Origin of the sequence: Gelidibacter salicanalis, assembly GCF_007997285.1 — a bacterium.
In the GTDB taxonomy this organism is placed as follows: domain Bacteria; phylum Bacteroidota; class Bacteroidia; order Flavobacteriales; family Flavobacteriaceae; genus Gelidibacter; species Gelidibacter salicanalis.
On the sequence record NZ_VORX01000004.1, the window covers coordinates 397,874 to 417,208 of the forward strand.

14 protein-coding genes and 1 pseudogene are annotated in these 19,335 nt (G+C 34.7%); 8 read left to right on the forward strand and 7 right to left on the reverse strand.

Annotated elements, in window-relative coordinates; translation table 11 throughout:
• Positions 1-5 precede the first annotated feature (5 nt).
• The 7 genes and pseudogenes from ES711_RS10955 to ES711_RS16515 all read right to left on the reverse strand — a co-directional run.
• Positions 6-4,946 carry a PAS domain S-box protein gene (locus tag ES711_RS10955; protein ID WP_146893332.1) on the reverse strand — a complete coding sequence of 1,647 codons (4,941 nt, stop codon included), beginning with the start codon at positions 4,944-4,946 and terminating at the stop codon, positions 6-8.
• 1,319 nt (positions 4,947-6,265) lie between these two features.
• A complete protein-coding gene (locus ES711_RS10960) occupies positions 6,266-6,748 on the reverse strand; it encodes a TVP38/TMEM64 family protein (protein WP_246139184.1) in 483 nt (160 codons plus the stop codon).
• 86 nt (positions 6,749-6,834) lie between these two features.
• Positions 6,835-6,957 carry a hypothetical protein gene (locus ES711_RS16575; protein ID WP_262713423.1) on the reverse strand — a complete coding sequence of 41 codons (123 nt, stop codon included), beginning with the start codon at positions 6,955-6,957 and terminating at the stop codon, positions 6,835-6,837.
• 675 nt (positions 6,958-7,632) lie between these two features.
• On the reverse strand, positions 7,633-9,423 hold the full coding sequence (locus ES711_RS10965; RefSeq protein WP_146893333.1) for a ribonucleoside-diphosphate reductase subunit alpha: 1,791 nt from the start codon (positions 9,421-9,423) through the stop codon (positions 7,633-7,635).
• Positions 9,424-10,698 (reverse strand): ribonucleotide-diphosphate reductase subunit beta, encoded by a 1,275-nt coding sequence (locus tag ES711_RS10970; protein ID WP_146893334.1) that lies wholly within the window; start codon positions 10,696-10,698, stop codon positions 9,424-9,426.
• A gap of 1,005 nt (positions 10,699-11,703) precedes the next feature.
• Entirely contained in the window at positions 11,704-12,345 is a 642-nt protein-coding gene (locus ES711_RS10975; protein ID WP_146893335.1) for a YczE/YyaS/YitT family protein, read from the reverse strand.
• Positions 12,346-12,835: 490 nt separating this feature from the next.
• Positions 12,836-13,140, reverse strand: a pseudogene (locus ES711_RS16515) (DUF4138 domain-containing protein); the annotation flags it as partial.
• A gap of 33 nt (positions 13,141-13,173) precedes the next feature.
• On the opposite strand from ES711_RS16515, the gene ES711_RS10985 reads away from it, so the two are divergent.
• From ES711_RS10985 to ES711_RS11020, 8 genes are all read left to right on the forward strand, one after another.
• Entirely contained in the window at positions 13,174-13,776 is a 603-nt protein-coding gene (locus ES711_RS10985) for a transposase (RefSeq protein WP_246139185.1), read from the forward strand.
• 206 nt (positions 13,777-13,982) lie between these two features.
• Positions 13,983-14,222, forward strand: coding sequence for a ribbon-helix-helix domain-containing protein (locus tag ES711_RS10990; protein WP_146893337.1), 240 nt, complete (start codon positions 13,983-13,985; stop codon positions 14,220-14,222).
• Complete coding sequence (locus tag ES711_RS10995) at positions 14,215-14,502, forward strand: type II toxin-antitoxin system RelE/ParE family toxin (RefSeq protein ID WP_146893338.1); 288 nt, start codon at positions 14,215-14,217, stop codon at positions 14,500-14,502. Before ES711_RS10990 ends, ES711_RS10995 begins: the two co-directional genes overlap by 8 nt.
• Before the next feature lie 395 nt (positions 14,503-14,897).
• Complete coding sequence (locus ES711_RS11000; protein ID WP_146893339.1) at positions 14,898-15,569, forward strand: hypothetical protein; 672 nt, start codon at positions 14,898-14,900, stop codon at positions 15,567-15,569.
• Between the two features lie 334 nt (positions 15,570-15,903).
• The gene (locus ES711_RS11005; RefSeq protein ID WP_146893340.1) at positions 15,904-16,335 is read left to right on the forward strand and encodes a hypothetical protein; all 432 of its coding nucleotides are present in this window, start codon (positions 15,904-15,906) and stop codon (positions 16,333-16,335) included.
• Positions 16,336-16,456: 121 nt separating this feature from the next.
• Entirely contained in the window at positions 16,457-16,990 is a 534-nt protein-coding gene (locus tag ES711_RS11010; RefSeq protein ID WP_146893341.1) for a hypothetical protein, read from the forward strand.
• Between the two features lie 168 nt (positions 16,991-17,158).
• Positions 17,159-17,758 (forward strand): hypothetical protein, encoded by a 600-nt coding sequence (locus ES711_RS11015; RefSeq protein WP_146893342.1) that lies wholly within the window; start codon positions 17,159-17,161, stop codon positions 17,756-17,758.
• A 715-nt stretch (positions 17,759-18,473) separates the two neighbouring features.
• Complete coding sequence (locus ES711_RS11020) at positions 18,474-19,064, forward strand: hypothetical protein (RefSeq protein WP_146893343.1); 591 nt, start codon at positions 18,474-18,476, stop codon at positions 19,062-19,064.
• The last annotated feature ends 271 nt before the right edge of the window (positions 19,065-19,335 follow it).

Consider the following 19,335-nt stretch of genomic DNA (forward strand, 5'->3'; position numbering starts at 1 on the left):
TAAATCTAAATTTCTAATTCTACCGTAAATTCTGTTCCTTTATTGGGTTCACTTGTGAAAGTTATTTTCCCACCTAGCGCTTCTACCTGTGATTTCACCATGAATAATCCCATGCCTTTTCCTTCAACATGCGAATGGAAGCGATTGTAAAGTCCGAAAATTTTATTGCCTTTTTTGTCCATGTCAATACCCAATCCGTTGTCTTTAAAAGTCAGGAATAGTATTCCATTTTCTTTTTTACTTTTTATTTCGATACGTGGTGGTTCTTCTGGCCTGCCATATTTTATGCTATTGCTAATGAGGTTATGGAAGATACTATAAATGTAAACCTTGAGCGAATAAATTTCGTCTACATCTGAAAAATCGGTTATGATGCGTACACGATGTTTTGCCAAAAGATTGCCTATACTTAACATAATATCATTTACAAGTTTTGAAAAGATAATGATTTCCTTTTTCTCATGATCATCACGTTTACTTTGTAAAATAGTATTGATATCTTTGATGACTGTGTCTAGTCCTACTACAGATGCTGAGAGCCCTTGCAAAAGTTCTTTTTGTTCCTTCGGGTTGATGGTTTCTTCTTGCAAAATTTCTGCAAAACCTATGATGTTTGCTATAGGTGCTCGGAGATTGTGCGAAACGATATATGAAAATTGTTCGAGATCGCCATTACGTTGAACAATATCAGAAATCATTTTAAGACGTTCGCTCTCTGCTTGCTTTTCTTTTGTGAGGTCTCTTAAAATTCCGTGAATGTAAATAGGGTTTTGATGGGAGTCAAACTCAACTTTCCATTCCGATAATGCGTATCCTGTTTCACCATTTGATTTTATGAAACGGAACTGAAATGATGAATTTGTATATAGAGATAGCGCTTCCTTTATCGTATTTACGGCCATAGCCCTGTCATCTGGGTGAATATAAGAAACGAAGACCTCACTAGAGGGTTTTACAGTTTCATTAATTCCTAAAATGCTATAAAATTCATCAGACCAACTGTGCTCCTTGGTCACCATATCAATCTCATAACTACCCACACGAGCTATGTGTTGCGCTACTTTTAGCTTTGCTTCGTTTCTGATGACTTTATCTGCTGCTATTTTACTTTCCGTAATATCTTGGCAAGTACCAGCTGCAATTATAGGAGTGCCCTTTTCATCATTGGTTACCGACCAATTTTCTTCAACCCATTTCTCTATACCTTGTGTGGTAACGATTCTGTGTTCCAGTGTATTTGAACCCCTTTTATTGAGTGAAGACTTAAAGGCCGCATCTACTTTCTCTCTGTCTTCAGGGTGAATAAAATTCATGAATGCTGTATGGGATGCTTCAAAGTTTTCAGGAGTGGATCCGAAAATACGATATGTTTCGGCAGACCATTTTACTTGAAAAGTTTTCAAATCTGTTTCCCAACTGCCAACTTTGGCCACAGTTTGCGCTTTGACGAGACGAGTTCTTTCAATATCTAATTCTGAAGCAATTTTTCGATATTTTTGTTCACTTTCCATTAGTAATTTATCAGCCATCAGCCTCTCTGTAATATCGGAGACCATTAATAATGAACCTCCATAAGCTCCTGTATCATCAAAAATCGGGTTGGAAGATATTTGTGTCCATATCTGTCTTCCATTTTTTGTCATGAAAGAAGCTTTATAAGTTTCGCTTATGCCTTGTTTTCTTCTCTCCAGATTATTAATGGCAATCCGCAAATCAGTTTCATCTTTAAAGAAGAAATATGTTTTACCAATCATTTCTTTAAAGGAATAGCCAATAATCTCGCACATTTTCTGATTGACAAAAGTTGTTTCATTGTTTTCGTCTAACATCCATATACCTTCCTGTGCAGTTTCTACTATTTGTCGGTATTGAAACTCACTTTCCTTTATTTTTATCTCAGCGTTTTTAAGTTTGTCAATATCTTGGAAGCTCCCATGAATCTTTATACAGATACCATTTAAGAATTCTCCTTCTCCTTTTGTACGCACCCATTTATCATTTCCTTTAAAAGTGATGATCTTTAATTCTTCATCCCAAGGCGTACCATTTTCAATACATTCCCTAATCTTTTGGCTGATTATATCTTTATGACCATCCTCAAAATAACTTATTCCAACATCCAAGGTTGGAACAAAATCTTTGTCCACCTCACGTATCTCCTTTGTGATATCTGACCAATAGACTGTTCCTTTAACGACATCAATTTCCCAGCTGCCAACTGCTGCAAGCCTGTTGGATTTTTCTAAAAGTTTTACTAAATGTTTTTTTTCTGTAATATCTGAAACCATTCCCAATGATCCTTTAAAACACCCAAGATCATCAAGAATAGGAGTGGCTGAAACCTTAGTAAGGATATGTTTTCCATGTTTTGATATAAAACCGATTTCCATATTTTCGGCTATTCCTCTTTTTCTTCTCTCTAATGCAGCCGGAGCTTTTTCCTTGCTATCGGCATTCATAAAGAAAGAGTTCTTTTTACCTATTAATTCATCTTCATGGTATTCAAGAAGCTCACATATTTTTTTATTTACAAAGGTTGTCCTGCTGTTCTCATCAATAAGCCAAATACCTTCTTGGGCAGTCTCTACTATCTGACGGTATTGTTTCTCGCTTTTTTCTATATTTTTTCTAGATTGTATGTGTTCTGTGATATCATTCATAAAAAAGAAAACGCCCTCAATCTTTCCTTCACCGTTTCTGTAAGCCTGATAAACGAAGTTTATATAAATATTGGTCATTTCTCCGTTTTCATATTTATCTATTTTAACTAGTTTTTCAGTGCCGGAATAGGTGGTGCCAGTTTGGTAAACATGATCCAAAATACCAATGAATCCTTGAACAATAACTTCTGGAAGCACTTCAGCTACTGTTTTACCTATAATATCAACTTTGCCAATCATTTGTAAATAATTAGGATTGACCATTTCAAATACATGATTATCACCTTTCAACATTCCAATGGCTGAGGGAGCTTTTGAAAACATATCGTAAAACTGATCTCTTTCATTTTTCATGGCTTTTTCCAAACCTTTTTTCTCGGTGACATCTTTCGCAATGCAAAACATCAATTGTAGATTTTCATCCCAGTTAATGGACCAAAGTAGTGGAACTATTTTACCATTTTTGTGCACATAGCTATTTTCAAAGAGTGGAATCTGTTTGCTTATATGAATTTTTTTAGCGGCAATAGAGGTCTTGGCCACATCTTTATCATTCACAAGTTTGATATATTTGGTACCAATTAGTTCTTCCGGTGTGTAGCCCCAAACCTGTTCTGAGGCAGCGCTGACATTTACGAATTCCCCGTCAGCATTGATTGTACAAATAACATCTAATGAGAAATCAAGTATCTTATGATGTTCAGAAAGTGTTTTTTGAAGCGCCTCTTTAGTTTCCTCAAGCCTAATTTCAGCGATCTTTCTTTTGGTAATATTATGATGTGAGATTACAATTTTTGAATCGTCTTCACTAAATTTAGTAACAGACAAATTGAACCATCTTTGCTCAACTAAAGAATGGCATGGATATTCAAGTTCAAAAATTTCTGCTTCCTGATTGAATACTGATTGAATACCCTGTAATACTTGACCCGCTAAAAGATCTCCCGCGGCCATTGATTTTTTGCAAACTTCAAAATAGTTGCAACCAATAGAAACTTCTTTGACTGTGTCAGCACCGTTGGAATTTGCAAAATCATCCCATGCCTTGTTGGTAGTAATTATATTACCTGTTTGATCTATAACGACAATATGCGATGGAAGTGATGCCAATATTTCCCTAGTAAACTGTTCGCGGTTTTTTAGGAGTTGTTCTGCATGTTGTTTTTCACTGATATCCCTGACAATCATTGAGGTCCTCTGTTCGCCATTAGCATCTTTATAAATAACAGAGTTAAGCTCCCCAGGAAATCGCTCTCCATTTCCACGAATTAAGGTCAGTTCTGCTGTCGCTTTACCAGTACGTTGTCTTTCTTCAACAGCTGCAGCTACCCTAGGATCTGTGTTATCCACTAATCCAAATCTGCCTGCATTACAAATTTCTTCCTCACTCATTTTAAACATGGTACATGCTGCAGGATTTGCCGCAAGTATTTTGCCATCAGTTTCTGTAAGCAGGATACCGTCCATACTATTTTTAAAAAGTGAATGGTATTTCTCTTTGCTCTCAATTATTATCTTTTCCGCATTTTTTCTGTCGGTAATGTTATAGGCTATCTTTATCGCTCCAATAATTTTACCATCGCTGTCTTTAAGTGGAGCGATTGTAAGGGAGACATTCACTAGGGTTTTACTTTTGGTAAATCTTTCAGTTTGAAAATGCTTTACAGATTCGCCTCTTTTAATAATAGCCATAAATTCTGACTCTTCTGTGAGCAAATCAGACGGGATAATGGATGAAATGTTTTTGCCAAGGATTTCTTCTTCTGTATAACCAAACAGGTTTGTAGCGCCTAAGTTCCAACTGGTTATTATGCCATCCATTCTATGTCCAATGATGCTATCATTGGAAGCGTTAAGAATTGTAGTTAGATTTGCAGGATCATAAATTAATTGCATTTCTTCTTTTTCAATTCTAGATTTTTCAATTGCGTTTAGTACGACCTGTGGCAAATGGTGCAAGCTATTTTTGAGAATATAATCATCTGCTCCAGCCTTTAGGAATTCAACGGCATATTCTTCAGTATTAGTGGATGCCACAAATATAAAAGGGATTTTTAGTGCTTTTTGTTTAATGATTTCTATGGCTTCCGTTGAATCAAAGGAATCAAGTTTGTCTCCGGAGATGATGATATCTGGTGTGAATTCTTTGAGCGCATTCTCAAAAGCATCTTTATTGTCAACAACCATTTTATCAATTTGAATATTTCCTTTTCTTAATTCTTTCTCCACTAAATTGATATTAGAAAGGGTGTCTTCAAGATGAAGTATTTTAAATTTAGTTTTCAATATAGAATTATTTAAGCTTATTTAGATTTGGGATGGTTTAATCGCAGCTACTATAAATGAAAGGATGAAATTGTCACTCTGCATGGTTATTTTTAATTATAACTATGGGCTGGTTTTTTAACAAATTATCTGTTAACATTTTTAAAATGCCTCTTTTCACCTTTTCAACGCTTCTTCAGCTCCGTTAAAATACAGGAATTTTACAATACATTTTTTATTTTGTCCATTTAGATGAGCAAAGTCATTCGAAGAATTGTAGGTTTTATTAGTTTGATGTATCATTGAATAATAATTCTCTTAATACAACTCCAATTTTTTATGAAGGAAGTCTTAAATTAAATTTATATATGATATGAGGGTGCGCAAAGATATTTATTATAAATTATTTTATTGATATAATAACCATAAATATTCCCCTTTAAAGATAAGTTTGTCTGTTGGAAATCAATGGGGAGGAAGAAAAGTCAATATGACATGAGATCGGTAATAGTTCCAATAATTTCGGAGTGTTTAATTTGCTTTGGTGGAATTGATACCAATGTTTTTAAGTCGGTCTAGTGGTCATTTATCCCTTCTAAAATATGCATGGGTAGCGAATTAAAACTATCGTCTATGTAAGCAGTCCTCGCTGAATATTCCTGAAAACAACAATATTTTGCTGAAATCGCATGATATAAATGGTCTTGGACCCCGAATTCAAAGCTTCATTTTCCGCATCATCTGACTGCTTTTTTGCTGTAAAAGAGTAGGAAATCGATCAAACTTAATCCTATATTTCTAGCTTGAACGTTAAGGCCGCTGAAATTCTACTTCGATAAAATCATCCATTTTCAAAATATCTATAGTAGTACATTGCCATTTAATTCTGCTCAATGCCTTATAATGGACAATGCTCTTTCTTGGCTCCCATGCAAACGATAACAGTGTACCAATTCATTGCAAATCCCATAAAAATATTTACTATAGTTCTAAAACCAACTGCACCTCTAAGTTTGATGCTAAATGTGGATTCAACGCTAATAAATAAGCAAAAACAATTGAGTGAGAAGGAAGTTTAGTTTAAGGATTTATTATTAGTGATTATGATCATTGGGAGGGCGTATTATTGACTATATTTTTTCCTTTTATCCCACCAAATATAAACCCCAAAAATAATAAGACTCCCGACTGAGCCCCATAAAAGTCCATATTTCAGCGAATCGATATTCTTACCCGTTATGGCAATCAATACTATTAAAGGTGCAATTCCTAATGCACTTGAACTAATAAATTTGAAATAATTCATTTTCAGAATTCCGGCAACAAAGCTTATGGCATCGTTAGATAAAAAAGGATTGATTCGGGTTATGACAACCCCCCCCAAATCCGTAATTTTTAACAAACGAAATAACTTTTTTGGTAGTTTTTACACCTAATAATCTATCAATAAATGAGGGGCCCACATAATTTCCAATCATATAACCCACCGACGAAGCAATAATTACTGCGATAAAAATTATAAGGTTTCCCCAGAGAGGACCGTAAGCAAGTATTGCCACTATCATTAATAAAATTGTGGGAATTACAAGTAAAAACATTTGAATGATCATCGCCAAAATGATCACAATGGGACCCAGCCACCCAAACCCATCAATCCATTTTTTTATGCGTGCCTCTTCGTCACTAGTCAGGACATTCCAAGCTTCATCAAAAAAGATTTTTACAGAGGGAATTGTAAAATAACACCCGACTAAAATGGTCAGTAAGAGAAGAGAAAGATAGAGAGGTAATTTGCTTTTTTTTGGGGAGGATTGTTTTTTCATAGGTTATTCTTATGTTCAAATTATAGCATGTGGACCTTTTATTGGTGTCTTCATTGAGAAGCGAATGTCAGATTCAATGTCTGATTTTAGGTACTACTTGCCACACTTTCCATTACGGGTTTTTTCATCCTTAAAAACTGTAAATTTTCAATTGATGTTTTGATAACATTTTTAATGATGACATCTTCTGGGTCAGCCCACTTTCTCATTCGATATTCTAATTGCACCAGGATCCATGCTCTAAAAGTATGTTTTATCAATCTTATATATCTGTCAATTCGCCCCATGATTGAATAGCGTATGAAGACCGACCTTGTCGAGCCCTTAACTAATTTCGTAGGAATGATAAAAAAATTCCCATTGTACCTCACCAATACGGGCAAAATAATTTTTGATCGTGCATTTTAGTATTGCTAAAACCTCCGGCTATACAGAATCATCTTAGGGAGAATACTTAGGGTCATAAAAAGTAGCATAAATAAAATAATTACCATGTTTGACATTGCTGTTTCAAAAATGTGACTTAAATCTGTAATGATTTGGGAAATCTCGTCAGCGAAAAATTGGAATGAAATTTACCGTGAAAATGTGTTGATTTTCTATAAACCATATTTCGAACTATACGTAAATTTTTCATCGAAGCCTTGTTCACAAGAGTGCAATGGTACACGACTTTAACTTTCAGATAATTTGGAGAGTATTTCACCAAAATACACGGTTTAGATGACAGCAGGAGAAGGGAAGAGGACTGTTGAGTTTAGAAAAAATAAATCGGCTTAAGTTCAGCGATTATAAAAGCCATAAATTAAAAAGAACAGGTGCAAACTATGTTGACCTGTTCTTTACTATATTCGATAGCTTATTATTTGCCTATTTCGAAACCACTACGCCTCACAACTTGCACAGTCTTTTTTCTGAGCAAATTTTTGGGCAGCATTCATACTATGTTGGTAGTAGAGCGATTTTAATCCGAGTTTCCAAGCGGTAACGTGAATTTTATTGATTTCTTTAACTGGCATTTGTGGATGTACAATAATATTTACCGATTGGCCTTGATCAATATGATTTTGCCGATTAGCTGCTTGGTATATAAGGTCTAACTGATCAATTTCAGAATAGGTTTTAAATACGTCTCTTTCGTTTTCTGTTAAGAACTCAAGATGCTGTACGGAACCATCATTGTCACGAATATCTCGCCAAACCTCAGGCGTGTTTTTACCTTTTTCATCCAGCAACTGTTCTAGATATGAGTTTTTTATGGTTGTTTTTATCTTGGCAATATCTTTTACATACACATTGGACCAGATTGGTTCTATGCCTTGAGAAACCTGACCTAAAATAAAAGCTGAAGACGTGGTTGGAGCAATTGCATTTAGTGTGGCATTGCGTCTTCCGTACCCTTTAAGAACTGCTGGTTCTCCAAATTTATCAGCCAGCTCTTCTGAAGCTTTATATGATTTTTCTTGAATGACTTTAAATATCTCGCTGTTTAAATCATATGCTTTTTGGCTGTTTAAAGGAAGCATTTTTGATTGCAATAAAGAGTGCCAGCCCAAAACGCCTAAACCTAAAGCACGATTGTCTTTGGCAAAGTTATAAGCGCGTTCCATAAACAGGAAAGTTTGCCTGTCTTCTCGACGATCTGAGTCGCGATATTCTTCCAATTTATCAATAAACTCAGTAATAACAGCATCTAGGAAATAGACCATGGTTTCAACCGCGTCGCTATCTTTCCATTTATCGTAATGCAATAGGTTTACTGACGAGAGAACGCATACAAAGGACCAATCGTCATTTGATGGCAACATAATTTCGGTACATAGGTTACTGGCGTAAATAGGTAAATCTTTATCCTTATAGACATCTGCGGCCCCATTATTGGCATTGTCTTTAAAGAAAATGTATGGGTACCCCATTTCTCCTCTTCGCTGTAGTACTTTTGCCCAAATAGCACGCTTTTTTTCATCGCCGTCTATCATCTCCTGCATCCATTGGTTGGTAACCGTTACACCGTGGGTGAGTTCCTGAATAGGATTTCCTTCCGTACCAATTTCCAAAAATTCCATAATATCTGGATGTTCAACTGGTAAATACGGTGAAAAACGGCCGCGTCTTACTGATCCCTGACTCACAACATCCACCATGGATTCAAACAACTGCATAATATGGACGGCACCTGAAGCTTGCCCGTTGTTTTTTACTTCTGCACCACGATGGCGAATCTTTCCAAAATATCCTGAAGTTCCACCTCCAAGTTTAGACATCATTCCCACTTCTGATTGTGTGTAAAGGATGTTGCCCATATCATCCCCAATATGCGACCCAAAACAACTGATAGGAAGGCCTCTCTCTTTTCCGAAATTTGACCAAACCGGAGATGCCAGTGAGTAATAACCTTCAGACATGTAGTTGTAAAACTTGTCTGCATAGCCCGGGATGCCCAATATGTGTTCGGCTCTATCTGCTATTTCGCGAATGCGTACCTCTGCAGCCACGCCCGGTGATAGATACCCTGATGCTAAAAAGTTTCTACTATGCTCATTAAGCCATTCGAAGCCTTTTGGTTCCTTTTCTTCCGATTGATGAAGCGCCTCTTTACGGGCGTTTACCAAGTTGTCAGTTTCGGAAATTGTTTTTGAAGTCTGTGTGTCGAGAGTTGGATTTTGTTCGTTCATTTAAAATAGGTCATCACTGGTTATACTTTGGGTTCTTTTACTGTAATTGATAGAGCGTTTCACGAAGAAGTCACCGTGCTTGGTGCCAATAATTTCATCGTCAAACCATTCGGTTTGTGCCAAAAGGGTTTCGTCTATCTCAAATATTTTTTCTATTCCTATACTTTCAAGAGAATTGTTGAAGCGGTTTTTAATAAATTCATTAACCACATTTTTAGGTAAAAAGTCAAGCTCTCCTTCCTCAAAAATCCAATCTACAATCCTACTTTCAGATACAAAAGCTTCGCGACATACTTCTTGGATTATGCCATTGTAACTTTCATCAAACCATTCTGGGTTTTCTTGTTTGATGATTTTAATAATATCAATTCCAAAATCGCCATGGATTTGCTCTTCCTTGGATGTGGCTTCTACAACATTTGAAATGCCCTTAAGCATATTTTTATGTTTATTGAAAGCCATAATGATCAAAAATTGAGAGAATAGCGAAACGTGTTCTATAAAAAGGGAAAATAAAAGAATGGATTCTGCATACTCTTTATTGTCTTCACTTTTGGCGTTTTTAAGGGCCGTTTCTAAATACTGCACTCGCATCATAATAGCAGGCTTTTTCTTGAGTTCCTTAAACTCTTCATTAAGTCCTAATATTTCAAGTAAGTGCGAATAGGCATCATGATGGCGAACTTCACTTTCTGCAAATGTGGCACCCACAGAACCAATCTCTGGTTTTGGCATTCTGTGATAGATATCTCCCCAAAATCCCTTTACCGCAACTTCAATTTGTGAGATGGCTAGCATGGTGTTTTTAATGGCGCTACGTTCAACTTCTGAAAGACGGGTTTTGAAATCCTGAATATCACTCGTGAAATTGAATTCGGTATGGATCCAATACGAATGTCGAATTGCAGGAACATACTCGTATAGTGCTGGATATTCGTAAGGCTTTAAATTAATTCGCTTCTCGAAAATGTTCAGCTTTCGTTTTTGGGTCTGTTGATTACGGAAGAGGATATACCCTTTAGCCACATCAAAAAAACCGCTTTCCATTAATTTTGTTTCTACAAAATCCTGAACTTCTTCTACGGTAGGAATATAATTGGCATCCAATTGTTTTCTTTCTAAAAGTGCTTTATGGACGTTCTCAGAAATGCGCTGCGCATCTTCAACTTCACCATGGTTTGCAGCGCTCATGGCCTTTAATATGGCATCTGTAATCTTTTGTAAATGAAAGGGTTTTGTGCTAAAATCTCTTTTTAAAACGCTGATGATTTCCATTGGAATAGGGAGTAATAATTATGAATTGATTTGAAATGTAAAGTTGTAAATAATATCCATGTCTTTTGATTGAGACTATAAATTTTTGTCAAATGGTTATTAACAATTCAGAAAAATCTGGAACGTGTTGAGTAGCTGCAAGTTTATAAAATGAGATGAATTTTTTTTTATTTAGACCTTATTAATCCATTGGAAATTCTCTCTGCTGCAGATTGTTTTACCATCTAATTCACCAATTATTTGTACAATATCGATGCGACGATCAATTCGGTTTTAAGATATGTCGTTGCCAGATACTTAAATTTTCTTGTTAATATATTTATAATAATATGTATAACAGTAATGGAAATGGGAGAGGGGTGTTCATGAAAGTTATCATTAGTGTCCGATAATAATAAATAATAAATTAACAAACTCATTAAAAGCAAGGGACATTAGAAGATTTCCGAAATGAGACCTTGCATTTTAGAAACGAAACTGTTTCTACCGAGAGGGAATGTGCGATTTTAATTTAAATGATCGTTGTTTGTCAGTTAGTTGCAAACAAGTCTTAATTCTTTATTCTAACAGCGCAGCGGTCTTGATTCTTTATCGGACAACAATGGATAGTTATATATTAAAAACTTTCTCTGCACATTTCCACCACTCCTCAAAAAACCCCATTTAAGGCAAAGCGCCGCAATGAAAAATCTTGGATCCAATTTCTTAGTTTCTGACTTCCATGTCACTTGGAGCACTTCACTTCAACTTAACTCAGCGCAGGCATTATCTAGCCAAATTAGACTTCCAAGATTATAGAAAACTATGTAGATAAGGAAAAAATTTTACGCTGTAAGGACTCATACGTAATTTGAAATGTCATTTTATACGATTGATTTAGAAATTATAGAGACCCCTAATAAGTGGTTATAAAAAAGATTTATAGAACCACTTTTGCCACTGTATAACTTAAGAAATTCAAATGGAAAGAGACAGTTTTAAGGGGCATAGTTGTGACACCAAGAATCAATAGCTTTCCTCTAATCTTGAACGCAGACGCGTAAAGAACTTTAATGAAAATTGAAAAATTGGACTCAAGAGTAAGGTATAGATAAAAGTCACCCAAAAAACCGGACCGCCAAGTAGAAATCCAATAGCCAGCACGATGAGTTCAACCATGATTCTTGCTTTTACTACCGATAATCTGAATCGTTCTGACATGGAAAGCATGAATCCGTCTCGTGGCCCAGCACCTACACCTCCTGAGACGTATAAACCACCTCCTAATCCTGTCAGCGAAATCCCCACAAGTAGTAAAAGGTAGTCTGTCCAAGTATTACTGGCATCTGGCAATATACCTGACCAAAGAAATAGATCCATAATGGGACCTATTAGTAAAGCATTTAGAAATGTCCCGATATTGACATATTTCTTGCTTACCAACAACGAGATGCCAATGAGCACAAAACCCACTATAATACTCCACGTGCCAATACTTAAACCAAAATGATCAAATAGTGCTACATTCAAAACATCCCATGGATGTAATCCCAAATACTTCACCTTAACAGAAAAAGCTACTCCAAGTCCGAAACATATCAGACCGATAAAATAAAAGGTGTATCGAATACTCTTAGAGTGTACTGCTTTTACGCTATGAACTTCCATTAAATAACTTTGAAAAAAATTAAGCTTGCAAACTACGAAAAATGAGAGGGATTGAGGAATTCAATTTTATATTTCTGAATAAAAATACGCCACTAAAACATGTTGAATAACACCTTTAAGGCAACCAATGAAGTCATGTAAAATGGTTATTCTTTAAAATTTATAAGTAAAGCTGTATTTTCGGCGGTTCTGCTCATTACAAATCTAATCATTAGTGTCCGATAAAAATAAATAATAAATTAACTAACTTATTTAAAGCAAGGGACATTAGAAGATTTCCGAAATGAGACCTTGCATTTTAGAAACTGTTTCTACCGAGAGGGAATGTGCGATTTTAATTTAAATGATCGTTGTTTGTCAGTTAGTTGCAAACAAGTCTTAATTCTTTATTTTAACAGCGCAGCGGTCTTGATTCTTTTTCGGACAACAATGAAATCTAATATAAAAATCAATTCTAATTTAATAACTCAGTTAGAGCAGAAACTATAAGTTAATAAGTTCTATGGCTTTCACCATCTTTTTCGTTCAGTTCTAAAATTACCCTACGATCATTGGATAGTGAGAATTTTGGTAATACATATACAAACCTAGCCGTTTCATTCTCTTTTATTTTGGAAGGCAGATTGTATTATATAGTGGTTCATGATACAAACGTTGTAACGATTTTCTTTTTCCCTTCTGTTTCGTTTCAACCGAAAGTTTTAAGAAATTCAAATCATAATCCCAAGTAGAATTATTCTTAATCTCAACAACGAAATAAAGTTCTTCCGTATCAAAAACAATGTTTTCGACACTCCCATGGCTCTGGATGCCAAAGAACTCCTGGGAATGGAAGGTATGGACATCCTTACCGACAAGGGATACACCATCGCCAAGCATCTGGAAATCTGCACCAAGAACGGCATCACGCCCTACAGCGCTCCGAAGGACCACTCATCGCTCCATAACGGACGCTATCCAATGGTCTATTTCAAATATGACAGCATACACGACACCTATACTTGTCCAGCAGACCAAGTGTTGACTACCAATGGAAGCATCTACGATAAAGCTGGCCACATGGTCAAGCACTACAAGAACAGAGAGGCCTGCAAGGTATGCCCTGTGAGAGATCTGTGCACCACCAATAAAAACGGACGCTTCATAGAACGCTCCATTTATCAGGAGGCTCTGGACGAAAACCAAAAAAGAGTGGAAGATAAACCGGAATATTACCGGCTCAGGCAAGAGGTCACCGAGCACCAATTTGGTACACTAAAAAGACAAAGGGGATTTACATATACATTGATGAGGGGAAAACAAAATGTACTCTCTGAGGTAAATCTTATGATGATTTGTTACAACTTGACTAGAACTTATGTCCATTCTTGGGCCAGAGGTGTTGAAAAACAGGCTAAAAGGCTTTGCCTCACTATTTGCGACCATATTTGAAGAAGTTTTAGCCTATATGGGCAACTTTTATTTATTTGGAATACGAACCTGTATTTCAAAAGCAACAAAAAATACTGCCGTAACTGCTCTCTAAATGTTAATCCATTCATTAGCTTTAGTCAAAATTGAGTTGATGCACAGACTCACGTTGGCAACAATTTGTAAGTGATGCATATTTGATGTATTTTTACATCAAAAAATAAATTATGTCTAGACAAAGTATATCATTTACTAAGCCAAACGACGAATGGTTAAAAAATCAAGTAGATAATAAAGAATATACAAGTAAAAGTGAACTTGTAAATGACTTGATTAGACAAGCTAGAAAGCAACAAGTCGAAATTGACTGGATTCGTACCAAATTGGATAAAGCTGAAAATAGCGGATTTTCGACTGACAGCAAAAATGAAATTTTAGCGCAATCAAAGTCTTTACTGAATGGCTAAATATAAATTAAGTAACGAGGCTAAAGATGACTTAATTCGGATTCACCATTATGGAGTAAAAAAATTTGGAATACCTCAAGCGGATAAATATTTCGAATCATTTTTTGAATATTTTGACATGATCTCCAATAGACCTTTTTCATTTGAGTCGGTTGATTATATAAAAAAAGACTATAGACGCTGCGTTTGTGGTTTTGACAGCATTTATTTCAAAGTAAATGAAAATGTTGTAGAAATAATGGCAATAATAGGTCGACAAGATTTGACTGAAAAATTGTAACTGGAAATTATAAAAACGTGTTACAATAACTAAGAAGTACTCGGCTCGCCGATTAGTCCCTTCGGTCATGAGTATATTGACTAGAGTAGCATATTGTGTTAACGCATCCGATAGGTTTGCCGTCTATGGGTAAAACGTTTGGTTGAGGGTAGGGGTATTTTGAAGTTGTGCTGTGATTGATTTGGTCAAGTGTGTACATGCGTAGTGGTTACTTATAGGAAAGTGTCTTTTCTCATTTTGTTGGCATTATAAAATAAAAAGTGCTTTGGTTAAATTGTATCCTATCCTTAAAAGTAATATTTTTGATAAGGACATATAATAAATATAGGCGCAATTGGTTGCGTCTATATATTTGTTAGCAAATATTAAAAAAAACCTTCAAACTAAATATAAAAATGAGTTTTTTAAAAAAATTATTCGGAAAAGATACTAATCCTGAAAAAGAGAAATTTAAATATAGCGGAGGAAATAATGACCCTGAAAGGAATAGCAAATTTGAGGCAGACTTAAACAAAATAAAAGCAGGTGAAATTGATAAAATATTCCCAATACTTAAGCCTGGAGATTGGGTTGGGATAAAGGCAGGAGCTTTAAGACAAACCATTATTGGAGATAAAGAGAATCCAAAACTCGTAGTTGGATTTGGCTATGATGCGCCAAACAATTTTGTGTTTCTAAATTACTCTGACTACCAAGAAAGAGAGAAACTTGAAAAAATGGTTGAACAAGCCTATGATAACTTATATAAATATGAAGTTACATTCAACGAAGTTGTTCCTAATAAAGTAATAATTATAGATGGTCAAGATTTTTGCAGTGAAAAAATTCTGGATACAAAATTTATGGAAGCTTTACAGAACAAAATGGGTGGAGAAAAACTGGTAGTTTCAATTCCAAGAAGAAGATGTATGATGGTTACAAACTCATTTGAGGATGAAGCAATATTTGAACAATTTATATCAGTACACAATAGTACTTGGAATAATGATGCTTATGGAAATCCTCAAATTATGAATTCATTGTTTGTAGTTAAAAATGGTGAAATTGAAATGGTGAAAGACTTATAATTAACATTTGCTAACACGGTATATAAAAAATAGCGGGTTTAGTGCTAAATCGAAAGTATGTGCATATTAATAAACATTAGTGATAAACCGAAAATTAATGCATTTTTAGCCGCTACTTTTCATATACCCAACCGTTGGCAATAATATGACTCAACACAACGACAAAACGAACGAATTGAATAAAACTGAAATTCTGACAAATCTATTGTAGACAGCATTCGGAATTATTGGCGGAATAAGTTATTATTCAAAATCGGAATATTGGATTTGCGGAATTATGTTTTTAATCGGAAGTTTTATACGCTTACAAACTGATAAAATCAATAGTGGGAAAATGAAAAAAATACATTTTGGGAATTTAGAAAAAAAAGGACGTTGGATAATAATAGTAATAAGCATTATTGGATTATTACTTATCATAAATGGAGCATTTGAATTTATAGAATTTGAAAACCAAAAAACGAATAAATATTTAAATGCAATCGGATTTCTAATCGTTTTCGCAATTAGTAGCCAAATGTTCTGGTATCAGAATTATGTTCAATGGAACAAAAGAGGAATCTTAATCAGAATAAAATCGTTCTTTGGGAAAAACATAAAATTCAAAGAAATAAAATCATCTGAATTGAATGACAAAAAGTTGATTATAACAGAAACGTATGGAAATAAAATTGAGATTGATTTAAGTCACATAATAGAATCTGACGTTGAAAAATTAATGGATATAATAAACAAAAATACTATTGCCAACAACGTGTATAATTAATGGCTGGTTTTAGCTTGCTTACGAAAATCCTCGCGGATTTTCTATTCGTTTTTTATTTGCTAAATTAGGTGCTTAACCACGCCACTAATCATACACAAACACGTTGTGCGTAAGTTAACCAATGAACTCTAAAAAGATAATTACATACGGAATTGGACTTTTAATCCTTGAAATAACATTTTTAGGATTATGGACTTACCAAATGGAACCTGACCCGAGTGTTTCACTTGGAATTATTATCATTGTCCCTTTTCTATTCGTTTTAAATATAATTATCGGAATTCTTTTCTATATATTTAAAAGCAAACTATCGAGTCTTTTTTTTATAAATTCCATTGTCTGTCCTTTATTATTTTTCGGAATCTGGAATTTGTGGTATATGAATTATCAAGACCGAATATCAGAGCGGTTTGAATTTGTAATCGGAGAAAAAAACTATGAAGTCAGTTTATCGAAAAAGTCAGAATACTTCTCTATTTCGGATATGACAAACCAACAGAATGGTACGACTACTGGACTTTATTTCGGCAAATATGAAAAAAAAGCTGATAGCATAAAATTAACTGATGGAGAAACTAAAATGTATATAGTTAAAAAGAAATTAATCGGATTTCCAGAAAAACCAAATGAAATTAAATTAACCGAATCGGAATAAAAAACCTACGCACAACAATGTGTATAAGCAATGGCTTGGTCAGTCCTCACTTGGAAAATCCTGCGGATTTTCCAAAGCCAGTTTTTATTTGGAGAGGTTCGTACTTTAACACGCCACTGCTCATACACTAAACGTTGTGCATAATGTCCAAAAAACCGCAGAAAATAAATGAAAAACCTGAATGGAACTTGGTTAAAGATTAAAACAGGAGATGACTATTGTCGACCAGAATTTATTGAATTCAATAACGACCAAATCAACCATTTTGACATTGAATTAAAAAGCGGAAATGAATTATCAAAAGTCCGAACTGAATGGAGCGAGAAACTTTCCGAATCAAAATACGAATTCGTAAATGACAATCGAATAAGAATATTCAGAATGGGAAAAACTCACACTGTGTTGAGCGAAACCGAATTTAAAACAGAGGATACTGAATTTGCGACTGACTATGAAAGAATCGAACCGACCAAAACAGATCTGGAATCCGAAAAAATTGAGAAGCTCGCATTTAAAGCTCAATGGCAAAATGAAAAAATCCCATTAGTGTTTAAAAAAGTTTTGGACAGTCAAGTGATACAAGAGCTGAACAAAAGAATGAAAAGAAATGGACGCAAATTAGTTTTGGAAAATTTACAAGGAACTTATTTCGCATCGATTTTCGAAAATGATGAACGAGAAACACTAATTGGCATAAAGGAAATTGATGAGAAAAAAGCAATTCTTTTCGGATTTCCAGAAAAACCATATGAAATTAGGGCTGAATAAAACACTATGCACAACACCGTGTAAAAATAATTGCTTGGTTCTCGCCTACTTGGAAATTCCTGCGGAATTTCCACAGGCTCGTTCAATTTTAGTATTTTAGGTGTTTATCCCACGCAACTATTCTTACACATAAACGTTAGCACACAGTTGACCAGAACGCAGAAAAGCCCAAATCCACCGAAAAAAATTTGGTTTTTAAGAACAAAAAGAATTATTAAAAAGAAAATTCCGAATTGACTAACGTCGTTTAAAAACCAATACTTCTTGAACACTAACTATAAGTCGCCTAAAAAGAAAAACCTTTGATTTACAAATCGTTGGCTTAAAAACAGAACCGACAAATAGAACGCTGAAATCCATTCTGTCAAATTAAAACCTTCCGAACTTAATCGCTTTTTTTTTGCTTTTTAAGTGCAAAATCAAATGTTTGTGTTTCTCGACCGAATCAAATCTGACCAAATAAAATTAAAAAGCATACTCCTGAAAACTTTAACAAAGATTGATCTGAATTGACTACATTAGTCTGATAAACAACATTTCGAACGACTTAAAACTCGGACGAAAAAGTTAAAAACCGTGTGCTAACAGCGTGTATAAGTTATGGCTGGTTCGCGCCTACTTGGAAAATCCTGCGGATTTTCCTCAGCAGTTGACTGTTTGTAATTTTCCGTGATATCACACGCCACAACTCATACACATAAACGTTACCCACAAGTTGAAAAAAACTCTACAAATACTATTTACTCTGATTTTTATTTCTTGTTTAGAGAATAAGAAAGAACTTATTCAAACGGAATTGAAAATAACGAATGAATTTAAAATTGAAATTTTAAATCAAATTTTGTCCGACACTATTGACTTAAAATTGATGCGAAGTAAAGAAATGTATTTATCTAATTACGATGGGATTCCACCTCCTGTTTTACCAATGGACACTAAAAGGTCTGGTTATAGCATTACTCATTCGGAATATATCGCCCAACAACTTGGAGTTAATGATGTAGAATTTATAAAAAAACAAATGGCTGATAACAAACGGTTTGACCTTAATAAACTTTCTGAATACGGATTTAATATTTTAGACGTAAAAGGATATTTAGATAAAGAAATTTACTATAGTAAAATCTTGGAAAAAACCGAAAACCAAAAATATTATGGGTTTTTCACAGTAAGCATACCGATTTTTAACAAAAGTCTTAACAAAGCTTATATAAGGACAATGGATTTTGGAGGAGAAACACTATTGTTAAAAAAAATAAATGACAAATGGTTAATCGACAAAAAGATTGACAGTTGGATTGATTAAAAACCTGTGGGTAACACCGTATAAAATTAATTGCTTGGTTCTAGCCTACTTGGAAATTCCTTCGGAATTTCCTCTGGTTCGTTCCATTTTTGCTAAATTAGTTACTTAACCACGCAACTAACCTTATACATAAACGTTGGCAATAATTCCTCTCTTCTCCCAAAAAAAATAATCACTTTAAGGTAACGTTTTGTATCTTGGATAGTGCTCTTTGCAAGACCGATTTTAAATTGATGCTTATAAGCTCGAGCGTAATTCTGGTTGGAATGTA